Annotated in this window: 4 protein-coding genes; all 4 read left to right on the forward strand. The window is 43.7% G+C overall.

Annotated features, from left to right (window positions below):
- The first annotated feature begins 165 nt into the window (after positions 1 to 165).
- The 4 genes from C0033_RS15270 to brnQ all read left to right on the forward strand — a co-directional run bounded on the left by C0033_RS15270 (position 166) and on the right by brnQ (position 19,257).
- Complete coding sequence (locus C0033_RS15270; RefSeq protein ID WP_103228753.1) at positions 166 to 1,245, forward strand: carbamoyl phosphate synthase small subunit; 1,080 nt, start codon at positions 166 to 168, stop codon at positions 1,243 to 1,245.
- On the forward strand, positions 1,245 to 4,448 hold the full coding sequence (gene carB / locus C0033_RS15275) for a carbamoyl-phosphate synthase large subunit (protein WP_103228754.1): 3,204 nt from the start codon (positions 1,245 to 1,247) through the stop codon (positions 4,446 to 4,448). The genes C0033_RS15270 and carB overlap by 1 nt, the downstream gene beginning before the upstream one ends.
- Before the next feature lie 344 nt (positions 4,449 to 4,792).
- On the forward strand, positions 4,793 to 17,776 hold the full coding sequence (locus C0033_RS15280) for a doubled motif LPXTG anchor domain-containing protein (RefSeq protein WP_180994758.1): 12,984 nt from the start codon (positions 4,793 to 4,795) through the stop codon (positions 17,774 to 17,776).
- A gap of 194 nt (positions 17,777 to 17,970) precedes the next feature.
- Positions 17,971 to 19,257 (forward strand): branched-chain amino acid transport system II carrier protein, encoded by a 1,287-nt coding sequence (brnQ, locus tag C0033_RS15285; RefSeq protein WP_103228756.1) that lies wholly within the window; start codon positions 17,971 to 17,973, stop codon positions 19,255 to 19,257.
- The last annotated feature ends 72 nt before the right edge of the window (positions 19,258 to 19,329 follow it).

The following is a 19,329-nucleotide window of genomic DNA, read 5'->3' on the forward strand; positions in this document are numbered from 1 at the left end:
TTGTTTTAGAATCATATTTTCAGGCACTGCTCTTGTATAAAAAAAGAGACAAAATTCTTGTAAAAAGTAGTTGAAATATGTCGTAGGATAATGTATAATCTATTCAATTTGGGCATAAATAAAAGTCCATGAAAACAAGCGTTAAGAAAGGAAATGGTACCGCACATGAAAGCTTTTTTAATACTGGAAGATGGCACCGTATTCGAAGGAACGAGTATCGGGTCGACAAAAGAAGTAATAAGCGAAATCGTATTTAATACCTCAATGACCGGTTATCTGGAAGTACTCACCGATCCGTCCTATGCAGGGCAGGCAGTTGTGATGACTTATCCTTTAATTGGCAACTATGGTATTTGTCATGAAGATATGGAATCATTAAAACCTTGGCCAGACGGCTATATTGTCAGAGAATTATCTAGAATCCCCAGCAATTTCAGAAGCGAGGATACCATTCAGCATTTCTTAGAGAAACATGATATTCCAGGTATCAGTGGTATCGATACAAGACACCTTACGAAAATTTTAAGAGAAAAAGGAACCATGAACGGCATGATCACCACAAAAGAGTATGGTGATTTAAGCGAGCCGATTTCCCGTATGAAGGGGTATTCCGTTAAAGGCGTGGTAAAAGCCACTTCCTGCAAAGAGCCCTATGTGCTGCCGGGAGACGGTAAGAAGGTTGCCCTTTTAGATCTGGGTGCGAAGAAAAACATTGCGCGTTCATTAAACGAACGGGGCTGTGAAGTGACGGTTTACCCATGCGATACAACAGCAGAAACCATCTTAGCTTCCAATCCGGACGGAATTATGCTCTCTAACGGCCCTGGAGATCCAAAAGAGAATATTCAGATTATCCGTGAGATTAAAAAACTGTATGAGTCCGATGTGCCGGTATTTGCAATCTGCCTGGGACATCAGCTGATGGCTCTTGCGACAGGAGCCGATACTTACAAATTAAAATACGGCCACAGAGGCGGAAACCATCCGGTAAAGGATCTGGAGACGGGAAGGGTTTATATCTCCTCACAGAACCACGGCTATGCGGTTGATATGGACAGTCTGGACCCTGCGGTTGCAGCTCCTGCATTTGTCAATGTCAATGACGGAACCAATGAAGGACTTAAATATACGGGCAAAAACATTTTTACCGTACAGTATCACCCGGAAGCATGTCCTGGACCACAGGATTCCGGTTACTTATTTGACAGATTTATAAACATGATGGGAATGGGGGTAAGTAAATAATGCCAAAGAATCCTGATATCAAAAAAGTATTAGTGCTGGGTTCCGGCCCTATCATTATCGGACAGGCCGCAGAGTTTGACTATGCGGGTACACAGGCCTGCCGCTCTTTAAAAGAAGAAGGAATTGAAGTCGTTCTGCTCAACTCCAATCCGGCTACCATTATGACGGATAAGGACATTGCAGATAAGGTATACATCGAACCGCTGACATTGGAAGTGGTGGAACAGCTGATTCTGGAAGAAAAGCCTGACAGCGTGCTTCCTACCCTGGGCGGACAGGCAGGACTGAACCTGGCTATGGAGCTGGAAGAAGCCGGATTCTTAAAGGCCAACAATGTGCGCCTGATCGGTACGACGGCCAGCACCATCAAAAAAGCGGAAGACCGTCTGGAATTCAAGAGCACCATGGAAAAGCTGGGAGAGCCGGTTGCGCCATCTAAGGTGGTGGAAAATGTACAGGACGGTATTGAATTTACCAATACGATCGGTTATCCGGTTGTACTGCGTCCTGCCTATACACTTGGCGGAAGCGGTGGCGGAATCGCGAAAAACCAGGAAGAGCTGGTTGAGATTCTGGAAAACGGCCTTCGTTTAAGCCGTGTGGGACAGGTTCTTGTAGAGCGCTGTATCGCAGGATGGAAAGAGATTGAATATGAAGTAATGCGTGACGGAGCGGGCAACGTAATTACCGTATGTAATATGGAAAATATCGACCCTGTGGGCGTTCATACGGGAGACAGCATCGTAGTGGCTCCTTCTCAGACATTGGGAGATAAGGAATATCAGATGTTAAGAACCTCAGCCCTTAACATCATCACAGAACTTGGAATTACGGGCGGATGTAACGTGCAGTATGCCCTTCATCCAACCAGCTTTGAATATTGTGTTATCGAAGTAAATCCTCGTGTAAGCCGTTCCTCCGCTCTGGCTTCCAAAGCTACCGGTTATCCGATCGCTAAGGTTGCAGCCAAGATTGCGTTGGGATATACGCTGGATGAGATCAAAAATGCGGTTACAAAGAAGACATACGCCAGCTTTGAACCAATGCTGGATTACTGCGTTGTTAAGATGCCGAGACTTCCATTTGATAAATTTATCAGCGCAAAGCGTACGCTGGGAACCCAGATGAAGGCCACCGGAGAGGTTATGAGCATCTGCACCAATTTTGAAGGCGGCCTGATGAAGGCAATCCGTTCACTGGAACAGCATGTGGACAGCCTGATGTCCTATGATTTTACCGATTTAGACCAGGATCAGTTGTTAGAGCAGCTGTCCAAAGTGGATGACAGAAGAATCTGGGTGATTGCAGAAGCTTTGAGAAGAGGAATCTCTTATGAAGTGATCCACGAGATCACCAAGATCGACCTCTGGTTCATAGATAAACTTTCTATAATAGTGGAGATGGAAAATGCTCTGAAAGAGGGACCTCTGACACTGGAACTTTTAAAAGAAGCCAAGAGAATCGAGTTCCCGGACAATGTGATTTCCAGACTGACCGGAGTGACGGAAGACGAGATCAAGGCCATGAGAAAAGCCAACGGAATCACCGCGGCATATAAGATGGTGGATACCTGTGCAGCAGAATTTGCCGCTGCAACCCCATATTATTATTCCTGCTTTGGTAGTGTAAATGAAGTGGAGGAAACAAGGGACCGTAAGAAAGTTCTGGTACTTGGTTCCGGCCCGATCCGTATCGGACAGGGTATTGAGTTTGACTTCTGTTCCGTACACAGCACATGGGCATTTGAAAAAGAAGGATATGAAACAATTATTGTAAATAATAACCCGGAAACCGTGAGCACGGACTTCGATATCGCCGACAAGCTTTATTTCGAGCCGTTAACACCGGAAGACGTGGAAAGCATTGTGGACATCGAGAAGCCGGACGGAGCAGTTGTTCAGTTCGGAGGACAGACCGCTATTAAACTGACGGAAGCCCTGATGAAGATGGGAGTTCCGATTTTGGGAACCGCTGCGGAAGATGTGGATGCTGCGGAAGACAGGGAACTGTTTGACAAGATTCTGGAAGAATGCCAGATTCCAAGACCTGCCGGAGACACCGTATTCACAGCGGAAGAAGCCAAAGTGGTTGCCAACAGGCTGGGCTATCCGGTTCTTGTAAGACCTTCCTATGTTTTGGGCGGTCAGGGAATGCAGATCTGTATCTCAGATCACGATGTGGATGAATTCATTGGAATTATCAATCAGATCGCTCAGGATCATCCGATTCTGGTGGATAAATACATCGTAGGAAAAGAGATCGAAGTGGATGCCGTATGCGATGGAGACGATATTCTGATTCCGGGTATCATGGAGCATATCGAGAGAGCGGGCGTCCATTCCGGAGACAGTATTTCCGTTTATCCGGCTCAGAGCCTTAACGGCGCCGTAAAGGGAAAATTGGTTGATTATACGACGAAACTGGCAAGAGCCCTTCACGTAAAGGGTATGATCAATATCCAGTTCATCGTATCGGGAGAAGACGTATATGTAATAGAAGTAAACCCGCGTTCTTCCAGAACAGTTCCGTATATCAGCAAGGTTACGGGAATCCCGATCGTGCCGTTGGCAACGCAGGTAATCTGCGGCCATAAGATCAAAGATTTGGGATACACTCCCGGACTTCAGCCGGAGGCAGAATATATTGCGATTAAGATGCCTGTATTCTCATTTGAAAAGATCCGCGGCGCTGATATCAGCCTTGGACCTGAGATGAAATCAACCGGAGAGTGTCTCGGTATTGCAAAGACATTTAACGAAGCTTTATACAAAGCCTTTGAAGGCGCAGGTATCAAGCTGCCGAAACATAAAAACATGATCATTACGGTCCGCGAGTCGGAACATGAGAATGTGGTGGATATTGCCAGAAGATTCCAGGCGGTAGGCTACAAGATATTCTCCACCAGAGGAACCGCTAAAGTGCTCAATGCGAACGGAGTAAAGGCGTTCCCGGTAAGAAAGCTGGAGCAGGAATCGCCAAACCTGCTGGATCTGATTCTCGGACATGAAATCGACCTGGTAATTGATATTCCTCATCAGGGAGCGGACAGGAGCAAGGACGGATTTATCATCAGACGTAATGCGATTGAAACAGGTGTGAGCGTGCTGACATCTCTGGATACGGCGGCGGCTTTGGCAACCAGTTTGGAGAATCGGGCGAAGAAGCTTACGCTGATTGATATTGCTACGGTGAAGAATGTTTAATAAAATATAAAGTTGACAAATGGTTATTAAGAACAAAAGGACTACTGCAAATGTAAGATTGCTGTAGTCTTTTGTTTGTTGATAACACGAAATGGTTACGTAAAAAGGTTACAAAAATTAAAAAAAATATAAATGTAACATAATTGTGTAACAATTAATGTAAATAAATACGAAAAATAAAAAAAAGATATAAATTTCCAAAAATAATCTTTCAAAATAAAAAATACATGATAAAATGAAGAAAAGGGATAAAAAGAGGTTTTGTAACCTGGATGTTACCAAAGTCTGCTATACTGATATACAATACATCGGATTTAGCAAAAAAGAGGAAAAGGAGTATGGGTATGAAAGGAAGAAAAGCTAATAATAAGTTGTTAAACTTATTGCTGCATCAGCGCAAAAGGATTATGGCATTTGTCCTTGCGTTTACGATGACCTTTATTAATGTAGTTAATAATGTGTCTGTGGCATTAGCTGCTGTAGAAAGTCAGGGAGAACAGCGGATTTTGAGCAGCGATGCAGTTATCTTTCAGTTGGATGCGGCTGAACTTAGCGAGTTGGCTAAGACAGCGGCCGTTTTGGCATCTGGAAGTAACGCATTAGAAAATATGGAGTTTAAAGGGAACAGCGACCTTGTGGCAAAGTATCACAGCCTATTTAGCAGTGGAATCGCAGAGATTCAGCCCTATTATGACTCAAACAGTGATGATGTCAGTTTGAGAGTATTTGTAAAAGACAATGAAAAAGTTATATTCCTGCTCATGAATGATACGGAAGACTATTATGAGTGTGCAGTGAATATCAGCGGATATATGACGGAAGCTGTTTTTGTGGATTCTTATTCCAGTGCAGTGGTGGAAGAAGTACCGGAAGCTCCAAAGACTGAGAGCAATAAGCCGGCAGGCGGAAGCGGCGGTTCCGGAAGTGGTGGAGCTGGGCATACAGCGGAGCCTGGTGCACAGCCTGGTACAGACGCAGAGGTGAAAGATGGTGAGACAGCTGACGAGGAAATAACAGAAGACAAAGGGAGTATTGATTCTGAGAATCGTGCAGATGAGAATCAGCCAGGTATTGAAGAGGATAATTCTGATAATGAATTGAGCGGTGGAGCGGCTTCCGACGACGGCAACAGCGGAAATGATGTTACTGATGATGGCGAAGTATCCGATGACAACAGTAACGGAAACGATGTTACTGATGATGGGGAAGTATCCGATGACAGCAACAGCGGAAATGATGTTACTGATGATGGAGAGGCCTCCGATGACAGCAACAGTGGAAATGATGTTTCTGACGATGGAGAAGTCTCCGATGACAGCAACGGTGGAGACGATGTTTCAGATGACGGAGAGGCCTCTGATGATAGTAACAGCGGAGATGATGCTTCAGATGACAGCGGAAGCGGTTCTGACGACGTTTCCGATGGTAGCGCTCAGGCATCCATTAGTTCTAAATACGCACCGCGCGTGACCACTTCGATTGAATTGATAGATGATGTAAATTCAGCAGAAGAAAATGAAGATACCTCTGACATGGAAGAAAATGCTCAGATTCCTGAAATTCAGCAGGCAGACGGCGGTGAAAATCCAGCGGATGATATGATTATCAGTGAAGATGAAATCATTGATGAGGATGATATTACTGATGAAGACGGCAGTGAAGATTCAGAAGTGAGTTACGGCATCATTGATTCAACCGTATATGATACAGTGGGTTATAATGGCATGGGTGCGGCAGCTATTATTGTATCTGTAAAAGATCTGGACCGGATTGAAGTTCAGAAAGAAAAAATCGAGCAGACTAAAACTTATCATCAGGTCACTTATGAAGTGGATCAAAACGGTGCGGTTATGATAAACGGCGCCGGGAAAGTTGAAGATGGGCAGGATTTAACCTTTACAGTCAAACCACAGGCCGGTTATACCATTGAAAGTGTAAGTGCTAATGGTGAAGAATTAGAATCAGTTGGAGGCAATAAATATCTGGTGGAATCAGTTGGCGAAGAGGTTTTTATTGATATTACTACCAGCGAAGAGGTTCTTCATCCTGAATTTACTCCAGAACCGATAACCATAGGCGATGTAGTTATTTCTGTTTATGCCGAAGAAAATATTATTCCTGAAGGCACGGTATTTGTAGCAGAAGCGGTTACAGCAGAAAAACAGGAAGCGATTGAAGAAAAGGTTTCAGAAGAAGCCGAAAAGAATTCCGAAGAAGTACTGGAAGTTTTATCTTATGAAATTGATCTGATTTATCAGGGCGAAAAACTGACATGGAACGAAGGTACTGTTCAGGTTTCATTCTCTGGAGCTAAAATTGAAGAGAAGTCTGCAGAAGCCGATAAGGTTGATATTGCGCATGTAGAGATTGACCATAGCAATGAAGTAGAATTAGATATGGTTGCTTCCGAAGAAGTGCCTGGTGAAGAAAATATTGAGGCCGTGGATTTCGAAGCGAAACATTTTTCAACTTATACGGTTACATTTACAAAGAAAAATGCAGCTTCCCGTGAGTTAACCGTGTTTATCAATTCCTTTGATAATTATCAGGAAACAGAACTGGAACAAAAGCATGAATCCTTAACCATTGCGGATAACGGCAGTTCACAGGCAGTTGAGACATTTGTCAATGACAAATATACGGCAAATGGCAAAACCTATGAATTTTCAAAGGCAACAGCGGAAAATAGATATGAAGCTCCAAAAGTGACAGAGATCGCACTTGATGGAGAGAGCCTGAAAGCAGTCACGGTTTCCGGCGCAGCGGTTCCACTAGTGAACAACCAGCTGTACCTGTGGTATGTGCCTGTAAATGAACGAATCGAAGTAACGTTGGTAAAAACAGAAGACGGAAGTGAGAAAGAAGAAACCGGTTACATTCCGGCAGGTACAATTGCAGAGAACGTGCCGGAGATCGCAGGATATGAATTTGTAAATGCTAAGGTTGGCGATGGTGTTGTTACTTACGTTACAAGATCGGGAGATACGGTATTCTATGGCGATGACACCCTTAGTGGAGACGGTCTTGCATATGCGCTGAAGGATAATGAAAAGATCAGGCTGTATTATGAAAAGACTGTAACCAAATATAAGATCGTTTATCAGGAAAAAGGCGATGATATCAGCCAAAACGAAATATTAGGACCATCAGCGGTGAAAGCCGGAGAAAAAGCTGATATTATGGTAAATCTTGGTCTCGGATACAGGGCAAAGGTTACGGTCAATAATAAGGAAATTCAGCCTGCAGAAAAGCTTTTGGAAGGCAGATCCTATCGGTATGAAGTCAATAATGTAAATGAGGATAAGAATGTAGTCGTTACATATGAAAAGATTACACAATTTACATTCGATCCCACATACATTGCAATGCATAATCATCCGACCAACGGAAATTTCCATAATTCATCCTACAACCCTTCAAGTGTGGCCAATATTTCACGTGGGGGTACGTTGGAATTTTATTTGATAAGTGATTATTCCCAGACTAATTGGCAGTTAAATGGTTTTCAGGTGAATGGAGTGGATGTAACCGTTCCGGTAAGCTATAATAAAGGCGCCAGCTCTTTATTTGAACTTAAAGATGATAAAGGGGATGTAACAGCTAAGATCAGGATTGAACTGTATGAGGTTGTAAAAGATTACGTAGGTATAAATAAATATAAATACCGATACTTTTACCGGATTACATTTTCTGATGTGATGTCTGATCTGGCAATTACCAGCGGAAACTTCCGTGCAGCCAGCTGGGCTGAGATAATGCCGGGAGAAATATCAAAGGGTGTGACTCTGCAGTATAAAAATAAAGAGAATGGTAATAAATGGACGAATGTGCAGGGCAGCAAGCCAATTGGTTATTCTTCGCAGGGAACCGATAATAAAGTAACATTCCGATATGAGATTGAACCAGGATACAGAAATTTACAGATCATTGTAAAAAACGGAAATCTGACCCGTAAGGATGCAGAAAAACAATTTGTGGTTGCTAAAGGCGAAAATGTACTGACCACATTGGAAGTGACGGTAGATTTAATCAATTACAATGCAAAGTATAACGCGAACGGTGGTTCGAATGCACCGGTTGATTCCAATAAGTATAATATCGTAAACAATGCCACTGTTTATATACCGTCCGGTATTCCGGTACACAGCGATGAACGGGTTGGCTTTTTGGGATGGCAGCTGGAGGGCGATAAGTCAGGAACTGTTTACTCTCCTAATACGGCGGTGCCGCTTGCTGATTTGATTAATAAGTTGGCAAAGGGTGCGGAAACAATTAATTTTACAGCCAAATGGTCGGAACCAGGGGCTTTGGCAGTTTATGTACCATTCAAAATCGAGTTTTGGCAGCAGCAGGAAAACGGTACTTATATAAAAACAGAATCAGCTGATAAGAGCGGCCTTCTCGGTTCAAAATTGATTTTACAGACTGCAAATTATGCGGATAGGTTTACCGGCTATACGTTTAACAGCAAAATGTCTCAGGTGGTAATTGATAATCTGCAAAGAGGCCAAACCATGAAGCTGTATTATGACTTGAACCATTATACAGTTAATTATCAGATTATCCCTTCCGAAGCAAAGGATTCAGGATGCAGTTTAAGCAGAGATTCAGAAAATATTTCCATCTTGAGCCCGTCGGCTGGTTCAACAGCCAGTGATTCGGTAAGCCAGAACACCGGTGGTTCTTATGTATTTGACGGCTGGTACAGCGATGCGGCCGGCACAAAGCTGATAACGGAAACTAAAAAGTTTGTACCGCAGGAATTAGAATCCGCGACGTATTATGCGAAATTCACGAAGCTGAAAGCAAATGTATACGACGACGGCATAATCAGAACTTACGATAACAGGATTGACGGGTATGAAGCTTCCGATAAAAAACAGGGCCATGTTAACGTCAAAGTATTTACAGACGGTATACTGCATCATGAGGATACGGTTTATTACAGATATGAACAGTATAATTGTGTTGATCTGACCGTCGAGGAATTGGCTGATGAAATCTATATCCTGAACCGGATCTATGTGAAGCAAAGCCTTGGCGCGACCGGCAGCATGTCCCAAGTTTATGATAAGACCAATATGGAGAACCTGGATAATGTTGCAGATGGAAGCACCGTGTATTTCTATCTGACAAGTAAGTATTCCGTACAATACCGTGTATCCGATACAACACCAACCGGTTTGGCTGGTGCTGTTCCAAACGATAATACCGTTTATACGGTTAAAACACCAAACAACCAGGTAACTGCTGACGGCTATAGAGAATATACAAATAAGGAACTGGACAATGCGGAAGAGACAATTGTTGTTAAGGCGCTTCCGGAAATAAAAGCAGGATATTCAATTTCCGGCTGGAGTTCACTCATGGGTGATAAAAAGGCAGATGACCGTGTGTCAGTCAAAGAGAATCTGCAGTTGGCAGATACGGACAGAACCTTTGTATTTGAAGCATCCGTTGAGGAACAGCAGCCTGTGACGATTACCTACACGGCGCTGAACGGCGGCAAAATCTATAAGCACGGCGATGCTCAGTTAGTATCCACTTTCAGTGAAGAGCTGGCTCCGGCAACCGGAATTGCAGCAGGAGCAAAAGCAGCGGCTGATAAGGGCTTTACATTTGGCGGCTGGTATAAAGACGAAGCGTGTACGGAACTCGTTGGATCGGAAGAAAGCTTCGTGCCGGAAAAAGAAAGCGGTTCTTATCAGGCAGCATCTTATTATGCTAAATTCACTGAGAATCCGGAAGTAACCATATTCTACAAAGCGTCAAAAGGCGGTACGGTTGACAGGGAAGAAGAAACAACTGCTCCGGCTACAGGGTCTGTTAACGGCTCTTTGGCGACGGCTGGTAAAGGTTACCATTTTGTGAACTGGACCGACAGCAAATCCAATGTTGTCAGCACCAAAACAAAATTTACGCCTGAGAAGGTTGACGGACTTTTTGTCAGTGAAACCTATACGGCCAACTTCACAAAAAATTATGAATTAACCATAACTGCAGAAGATGGTGGAAAAGTCTATGACGGAACCCCGCTGACACAGCCTGATTTCCAGGTAGATGGTTTGCATCCCGGCCATTCCCTGAAAGAAGGTTCAGTGAGGACTGAGGGAACTATCACCGAATACGGCACGTCCGGTACAGCTTTAAATAAAGTGATTGGAAATCCGGTAATCCTTGATGAGAACGGCAATGATGTGACTTACCAGTACGACATAAGCAGGAAATCAGGAAAGCTGACGATTACCAAAAAGCAAGTTACCATTAGCGTGGATAACACATCTAAGCCATATGGAGCCGATGATCCCAAGTTTAGCGGATCGGTAAATGGCCTTATAAATGATGCGGATCTGGGTAAAATCGAATACAGAAGAATAGAAAACGACAAAGACAAACAAAATGTTGGCGATCTTATTCATTTAACTGCGGATTATGCGGAAAATGCTAATTATGCAGTAAAGGTTATTCTCGGTATCCTGACGATTACACAGACAGGTGGAAATAGCCTGACTGTAAAAGGCAGTGTACAGGATTATGACGGAACCCCGCATGGCTTGGAAACGGCCGTTGCAGAGAAAACGGGATCTACGCTTTTATACCAGGTTGGGGAAGGAGAATGGACGGAAGTTCCTCCGACATTCATTAATGCAGGTAAATACAGCGTCAATGTAAAAGCAACCAATCCGAATTATAAGGAAACAGAAGTTGTGACCGGGACTGTAACCATTAATAAACTGAAAGTGGACATTACAGTTTCTGAAGCGACGAAAGTTTATAATACACAAGATCCGGAATTTACTGGAACCGTAGGAACATTGGTATCAAAGGATGACCTTGGAATCGTGACATATGGCCGAATTGATGAAGATATGGATAAGCAAAATGTTGGTGATAATATTACCATCACAGCGTACTATACTCCAAACGATAATTACCAGGTAAACGTCATTTCAAACAAACTGATCATTACAAAAGCGGAAAAAGGCAATAGTGTAAACGTGAATGGTAATGAAGTGACCTACGATGGTAAGGCTCACGGGCTTTTGCTCGCAGAAGCAGATGCAAAAGGCTCAACCATTTGGTATAGGACTGAGAATGGAACATGGAGCACACAGGCGCCAACATTTACGAATGCAGGAACCTATCCGGTGGAAGTAAAAGCAACCAATCCTAATTACGTGGATACGGAAGCAGCCACCGGAACGATTGTCATCAACCCCAAAGCAGTGATGATTACAGTTACAGATAAAACAAAGGAATATGGCGCTAGAGATCCAATATTTGAAGGTTCGATAACCGGCCTTGTAGCAGACGGCGATCTGGAAGAAATCAGATATGTCAGGGCTGAAGCGGATAAGGAAAAAAATAATGTAGGAGATGATATTACAATCACTGCTGAATTCACGCCTAATTCCAATTATTCTGTGACGGTAATAGATGGAAAGCTTAGTATTGGAAAGGCGCAGAGTGGAAACAGCGTAATCGTAGAAGGGACGGAAGCCATTTACGACGGAACGGAATACGGCCTGACTAAGGCAGCCGCGGAACAAGAGAACTCTGTTATTTACTACCGTGTCAAGGGAACTGAAGAATGGAGTCAGACATCGCCTGTTTATGTAAATGCGGGAACTTACGAAATTGAAGTGAAAGCGGAGAATCCGAACTTCATGGATACGAAAATTGCTGTTGGAACCATAATTATAAAACCGGCTGAAGTGACCATAACCGTTGATAATCAGTATAAGAAGTTTAACGAATCTGATCCTGTGTTTACTGGAACTGTAGATGGTTTAGTAATTGGTGAGAACCTGGAAAATCTTGTATATGTCCGCAAGGATGGAGATGAAGGCAAGCAAAATGCAGGCGATGATATTACAATCGTTGCAAACTATCAGGAGAATGCAAACTATCACGTTACAGTGAAGGAAGGCAAATTAATAATCGATAAAGCTGATGGAAACAGCGTTATTGTGGAAGGTTCCACACATACCTATGATTCCAATGCTTACGGTCTGGAAAGAGCGGAAGCGGTACAGCCAGGTTCTACTGTTTTATACCGAGAATATGGTAAAGATATATGGAGTCAGACACCTCCAGCTTATGTAAATGCCGGTACGTATAAGGTAGAAGTAAAGGCAACCAATCCGAACTATAAGGATACGGAAATTGTGACGGGAACGGTACAGATTGATAAAGTTAACGTAACCATCCATGTGGATAATAAGACAAAAGCATATGGCTTGCCAGACCCGGATTTTACCGGAACGGTAGGGGCGCTTGTATCCGATGGAGATTTAGGTGAGGTAACCTATGTACGTAAAACCGGAGATGAAGGCAAGGGAGATGCCGGTGATGACATTACCATTACGGCTGTTTTTAAAGAAAACATTAATTATAATGTTACGGTAGAACCTGGAAAACTTATAATCACAAAGGCGTTAACAGGAAATTCAGTTGATGTTTCCGGTTCCGTAACCATTTATGACGGACTGTCCCACGGCTTATTAAAAGCTGAGGCAAAGCAAAGCGGATCGACCTTGTTATACCGTGCTGGGGATGAGGAAGAGTGGAGTGAAACACCGCCGTCCTATGTAAATGCCGGCACTTATCCGGTGCAGGTAAAAGCGGTTCATAAGAACTATGAGGATACGGCGATTGAAGATGCAGTCATTCAGATTGATAAAAAACCGGTTTCCATCATAGTGGACAGCAAAACGAAGACATATGGAGAGGGCGATCCGGTATTTACCGGAAAAACCGGTGAGTTGGTGAAAGACGGCGATTTAGGAGACATCACTTACGTCAGAGCATCCGGTGATGAAAACAAGAATAATGTCAACGATGATATTACCATAACTGCTTACTATAAACAAAATGACAATTATGTGGTTGATATTACCTTGGGTAAGCTGATTATTACGGCTGCAGATGGAAATGGAGTTAATGTAAGAGGAAGTATTCAGGTTTATGACGGAAAAGAACATACACTTGAATTGGCTGAAGCATTAAAACCGGGATCTACTATTCTGTATCAGTTTGACGGCGGAGAGTGGAGCAAACAGATGCCAGTCTTTGTGAATGCAGGAAGCTATGAAGTAAAAGTAAAGGCAATCAACCAAAACTTTGCAGAAACAGACGTTGTCAGCGGAACCGTAGTTATCAACAAAGCAAAAGTAGAAATTTCTGTTGACAATAAAACGAAAGCATTTGGCGAGACGGATCCGGGCTTCAGCGGCACGGTAGGTAAACTGGTGTCTGACGGAGATTTGGGAACCGTTCAGTTTGGACGTATTGAAGCAGATAAACATAAGCAAAATGCAGGCGATGATATTACGTTAAGCGCATTCTTTACTCCAAATGATAATTACGATGTAGAAGTTAAAACCGGTAAGCTTACAATTACCAAAGCGAAAACCGGAAACGGAGTGAATGTGGAAAACAGCATCCAGGATTATGACGGACTGTCCCATGGCCTCAAATCCGTATCTGCAGAAATCGCAGATTCTATTTTGTGGTATCAGACAGGAGAGGGTGACTGGAGCACAGAAGAGCCAACCTTTGTGAATGCCGGAACCTATGAAGTGAAGGTTAAGGCCAGCAATGCAAATTATGAGGATACAAAAGCCGTAACCGGTACGGTAACCATTAAACAGCTGGATATTAAGCTGACTGCTGACAGCACCAGCAAGAAATATGGTGAAGGTGACCCTGATTTTACAGGCCGGATAGAAGGCGTAATAATTGATGAAAATGATCTTGGTAAGATAAGCTTTGGCCGCGCTGTATCAGACGAGGGCAAAGAAAATGCAGGCGATCATATCACAATTACAGCATTTTATAAGGAAAATGCCAACTATAGAGTAGAAGTAGTTGACGGAACGCTTACGATAACAAAAGCTGAATCAGGAAATCTTGTTACTGTAGAAGGCAGCGAGCAGGTTTATGACGGACAGAACCATGGTTTAACATCAGTGACGGCGTTGATCTCCGGGTCTGCTATCTGGTATAGAACCGATGGCGGGCAGTGGAGCAAGGAGATCCCATCCTTTACGGATGCAGGTACTTATCCGGTGGAAGTAAAGGCCAGCAATCCAAATTATATGGATACTGAGCCAGTTACAGGTGTTATAAAAATCACCCCGTTAGATGTGGAGATTACTGTTAACGATAAAGTCAAACTGTATGGTGAGAATGATCCTGCATTTGATGGAACTGTTGGTAAACTGGTAGAAAAAGATGATCTCGGAATCGTGACTTTTGGCCGCAGCAAAGAGGATATTGGAAAGAATAACGTAAATGATAATATCCGTTTAGTTGCATTCTATACGGAGAATAAGAATTATAATGTAACTGTAATAGAAGGAAAGCTGACCATTGAAAAGGCCACAGAAGGTAATCTGGTGTTTGCAGAAGGCAGCAGCCAAACCTACGACGGACAGCGCCATGGCCTGAAATCAGTTTCCGCACAGCAGGAGAATTCTACTCTTTGGTATAAGACAGGAGAGAACGATTGGACAACAGAAGCACCTGAGTTTGTAAATGCCGGAAGTTATGAAGTGCGGGTGATGGCAACCAATCCGAACTATGCAGATACTGCGGAAGTGACCGAAACTGTCGTAATCAATCCGCTTGTGGTGGCAATCACCGTAGATAGTAAGTCGAAGATATTTGGGGCTGATGATCCAATCTTTACAGGAACCGTTGGAAAACTGGCAGCAGAGGGAGATTTAGGCAGTATAACCTTCGAACGTGCAGCAGAAGATGCTGCAAAGGGTAATGTTGGTGATGATATCACTTTAACCGCGAAGTATACTCCTAATGATAACTATGAAGTGGTTGTAAATGAAGGAAAACTTACAATTACGGCTGCTGACGGCAATGGAGTAAACGTGGAAGGCAGTGCCCAGGATTACGACGGAAAAGCCCATGGATTGAAGAGTGTTTCAGCTTTAAAAGAAGATTCTACAATTTGGTATAAGGCCGGTACAAACGATTGGAGTCAGACAGCGCCTATGTTTACAAATGCTGGTACTTATGAAGTGCTGGTAAAGGCAACAAATCCGAATTTTAAAGAAACTGCGGAAGTAAGCTCCAGCGTTATTATCCGGCAAATACCGGCAGAAATTGTCGTTGACAATAAGAACAAAAAGTATGGAGAAGCTGATCCTGTCTTTACCGGAAACGTAGTAGGTTTGGTAAAAGGTGATGATCTTGGCACTGTAACTTACGCCCGTAGAGCGGAAGATGCGGATAAGAAAGAAGCCGGAGATCATATTGTAATTACCGCATCCTATGAGGAAAATGCTAATTATCTGGTTACAGTGACGGAAGGTGCTCTTACAATTGATAAAGCGGAAAGCGGCAATTTGGTAAAGGTAGAGGGAAGTACAAATACCTATGATGGAAATTCATATGGACTGACTAAAGCAGAAGCTGTTCAAGCAAATTCAACGATCCTGTACCGTGAAAAAGGAACAGATCATTGGAGCCAAACTGCCCCTGTTTATGTGAATGCAGGAACTTATGATATCGAAGTAAAAGCGACAAACCGTAATTATGAAGATACGGAAGTTGTGACAGGAACAGTAATCATCAACAAAGCTCCTGCACAGATTGTTGTCGATGATAAGACAAAGATTTACGGAGAGGATGATCCTGAGTTTACGGGTACTGTTTCCGGCCTGATTGCAAAAAATGATCTCGGAACAGTTGGATTCCACCGCTTAGCGGAAGATGCCGGCAAGAATAACGCTGGTGATTCCATTGGCTTAACAGCCAGCTACGAGGAAAATGATAACTATCAGGTAGAATTAGTTCCAGGAACACTCACAATTAGTAAGAAAGCAGTAAAAATAGTTGTGGACGACAAATCAAAGGTTTATGGCGAAGAGGATCCGGAATTTACGGCTGAAGTAACAGGAACAATCGGAGATGAAGAGATCCAGTACAGCTTTAGACGTGAACCGGGAAATGATGCCGGCCAGTACCAAATTACTGCGGTTATAGGAAGCAACAGCAACTATGAGATCTCCGTGGAAGATGGAATGCTTACCATTCAGCCAAAAGCTGTCCAGATCACAGCCGTTGATAAGTCAAAGACATATGGCGAAAATGATCCTGAACTCACGGCAGTGGTAACCGGATTAGTAGGAGATGATTCTCTGGACTATACGCTCACCCGCGCTTCTGGTGATGACAAGGGAAGCTATCCGATCTACATTGAGTTAGGTGTCAACAAAAATTATACAGTTGAAACACAGGAAGCCGAGTTGATTATTAATCCTAAGGATGTTACAATTACCGTTAATTCTTCCAGCAAAACGTATGGAGAAGCCGATCCTGTATTTACAGGTATGGTCACCGGACTTGTAGACAATAACCATCTTGGAACCATACAGTATGTAAGAACCGCAGAAGATGCAGGTAAAGACGACGCAGGCGACAGCATCACCATCACAGCTGTGTATATGAATAACGATAATTATGTTGTTCATGTTGTGGATGGTACTTTAACCATAGTATCCGCTTCAGATAATGCGGTAAACGTAACCGGAAGAACCGTTGAATACGACGGAAAGAGCTACGGATTAGAGATGGCGGAAGCTTTAAGAGCCGGGTCAACGCTTTACTATTCTACGGACGGAGTTAACTTTACAGCAGAAGTGCCGGTGTTCACAGAAGCCGGATCATATGCGGTATATGTAAAGGCATCAAATCCAAACTATGCAGATACAGCGGCAGTGAGAGCGGACGTAATTATCAGCAAACGGCCGATCACCATTACTGCAGGCAGTGCAAGCAAACGCTATGACGGCAGCGCAGTTACCAATACTTCAGCAGAGATTACAAGCGGATCTCTTGCAGAAGGACAGCAGCTGGTTGACGTAAACGTAACAGGAAGCCAGACAACTGTGGGAACCAGCGATAATGTAGCCAGTCATGCAGTGATTATGGCAAATGGTGAAGAGGTAACCGGAAACTATGAGATTACTTATATAAACGGTTTACTTACCATCACATCCAGAGGCAGCAGCAGCAACGGCGGTGGCGGCGGAAACAGCGGCACTACCCCGGGCTACGGCAATGGCGGCGATACCGGAAACGGTCCTGGAAGCACAACCATCAATCCAACAGAAGTACCGTTAGCGAGTATGCCGAATGACATCACGACAGGTGAAAATATCCTGATTGATGACGGAGAAGTTCCGTTGGCAGCGCTTCCTAAGACTGGAAACCAGACGGGAATGAATGGAGTGTTTGCAATGCTATCCGGAATTCTGTTAGCAGCATATCTGACAATATCAAAGAAAAAGGATGAAGAATCCTAATAAATGATCTTTTTGGGGGATGCCAACCGGCATCCCCTTTTCAATTCTTTTAATTGCGGTAATATCTATAATTTGGTATAATTCATAATATTAAGCATTTTTAATAAAGAAGTCCTTTTAAAGGCATACTATCTATTATAGTAAGAACCGTCACATTCCCGAAAGAAAATAAAGATACAGAAAGCGGAGCATTTATGGAACACTTAATAATCGGATTGACCTTATTTTCAATGTTTTTTGGAGCGGGGAATCTTATTTTCCCGCCCTTTTTGGGCGCTCAGGCAGGAATTAACACTTGGACCGCTATGGCCGGTTTTGCGGTCAGTGCGGTCGGTTTTCCTGTTTTAGGGGTTGCCGCGGTGGCAAGATCCGGAGGTTTGGAGAAACTGGCGGGGAGAGCAGGGGTTAAGTTTGCTTCTGTCTTTACCCTTTTGTGCTATCTTTCCATCGGCCCCTGCCTTGCCATTCCCAGAACCGCCAGCACATCCTTTGAAATGGCGGTCATTCCATTTGCAGCGCAGGGAGCGCCTCTGTCCGCATACCAGATGGGGTATTCCATCCTGTTTTTCTGTATAGCGCTGCTGCTGGCACTTAGGCCGGATAAACTTTCTGACCGCCTGGGTAAAATTTTAACCCCATGTCTGCTGATATTGATCCTGGTCATATTTGCAGGCTGCGTGGTGAAACCGGCCGGAAGCTATGCGGCTCCTGTTTTATCATATGCGTCGAATCCATTTTCAAAGGGCTTTTTGGACGGTTATCAGACTATGGATACCATAGCCGCCCTGAATTTCGGCATCATCATTGCCCTCAATATAAAGGCCAGAGGAATGACGCAGGAGAAACAGGTGATGAAAGAAACCGTGCGCGCCGGATTGATTGCTGGGGTGCTTCTGATTTTGGTATACAGCGCTCTGGCTCATATTGGAGCCATGTCGGGAGGAACCTTTCCCATTGCCGAAAATGGGGCCAGGACGCTGAACCAGATGGTAGGCTTTGAGTTTGGGAGAGGTGGAACGATCCTCCTGGCGGCCATTTTTTTCATCGCGTGTCTGAATACCTGTGTAGGGCTTTTGAGCTGCTGCAGCAAATATTTCTGTACGATCATACCGGCTGTGAGTTACCGTTTATGGGTATTCATCTTTGCAGGAATCAGCCTGGTGATCTCTAATGCGGGATTGACTAAGATTTTAAAGATTTCAGTGCCGGTATTGAATGCGATTTATCCGGTGGCAATTATCCTGATTGTGCTGGCTTTAAGCCACCGCCTCTGGGAGCATTTCCGGTTTGTCTATCCTGCGGCGGTGCTGTTTACAGGGGTTATCAGTACGGGTGCTGCATTAGAACAGGCCGGGATCAGGATTCCTGTTTTAGGGAAGGCATTGGCGGCCCTGCCTTTTTATGAGATCGGTCTAGAGTGGATTTTTCCGGCGGCCGTTGGAGTGGTCACAGGGGTTTTGCTGTCCTGGAAGAAAGAATAAATAAGTTGCCATTTGCAAAAAATTGGACTATTATTAAATGTAAGAATGTTAAAAACAGTTACCAGTTGATGT

The sequence above is a fragment of the Clostridium sp. chh4-2 genome (assembly GCF_002899675.1).
Classification (GTDB): Bacteria; Bacillota; Clostridia; order Lachnospirales; family Lachnospiraceae; genus CHH4-2.

Coding starts and splice junctions, on each gene's coding strand:
- brnQ (WP_103228756.1), top strand. CDS start 17,971: ATGGAACACTTAATAATCGGATTGACCTTATTTTCAATGTTTTTTGGA.
- C0033_RS15270 (WP_103228753.1), top strand. CDS start 166: ATGAAAGCTTTTTTAATACTGGAAGATGGCACCGTATTCGAAGGAACG.
- C0033_RS15280 (WP_180994758.1), top strand. CDS start 4,793: ATGAAAGGAAGAAAAGCTAATAATAAGTTGTTAAACTTATTGCTGCAT.
- carB (WP_103228754.1), top strand. CDS start 1,245: ATGCCAAAGAATCCTGATATCAAAAAAGTATTAGTGCTGGGTTCCGGC.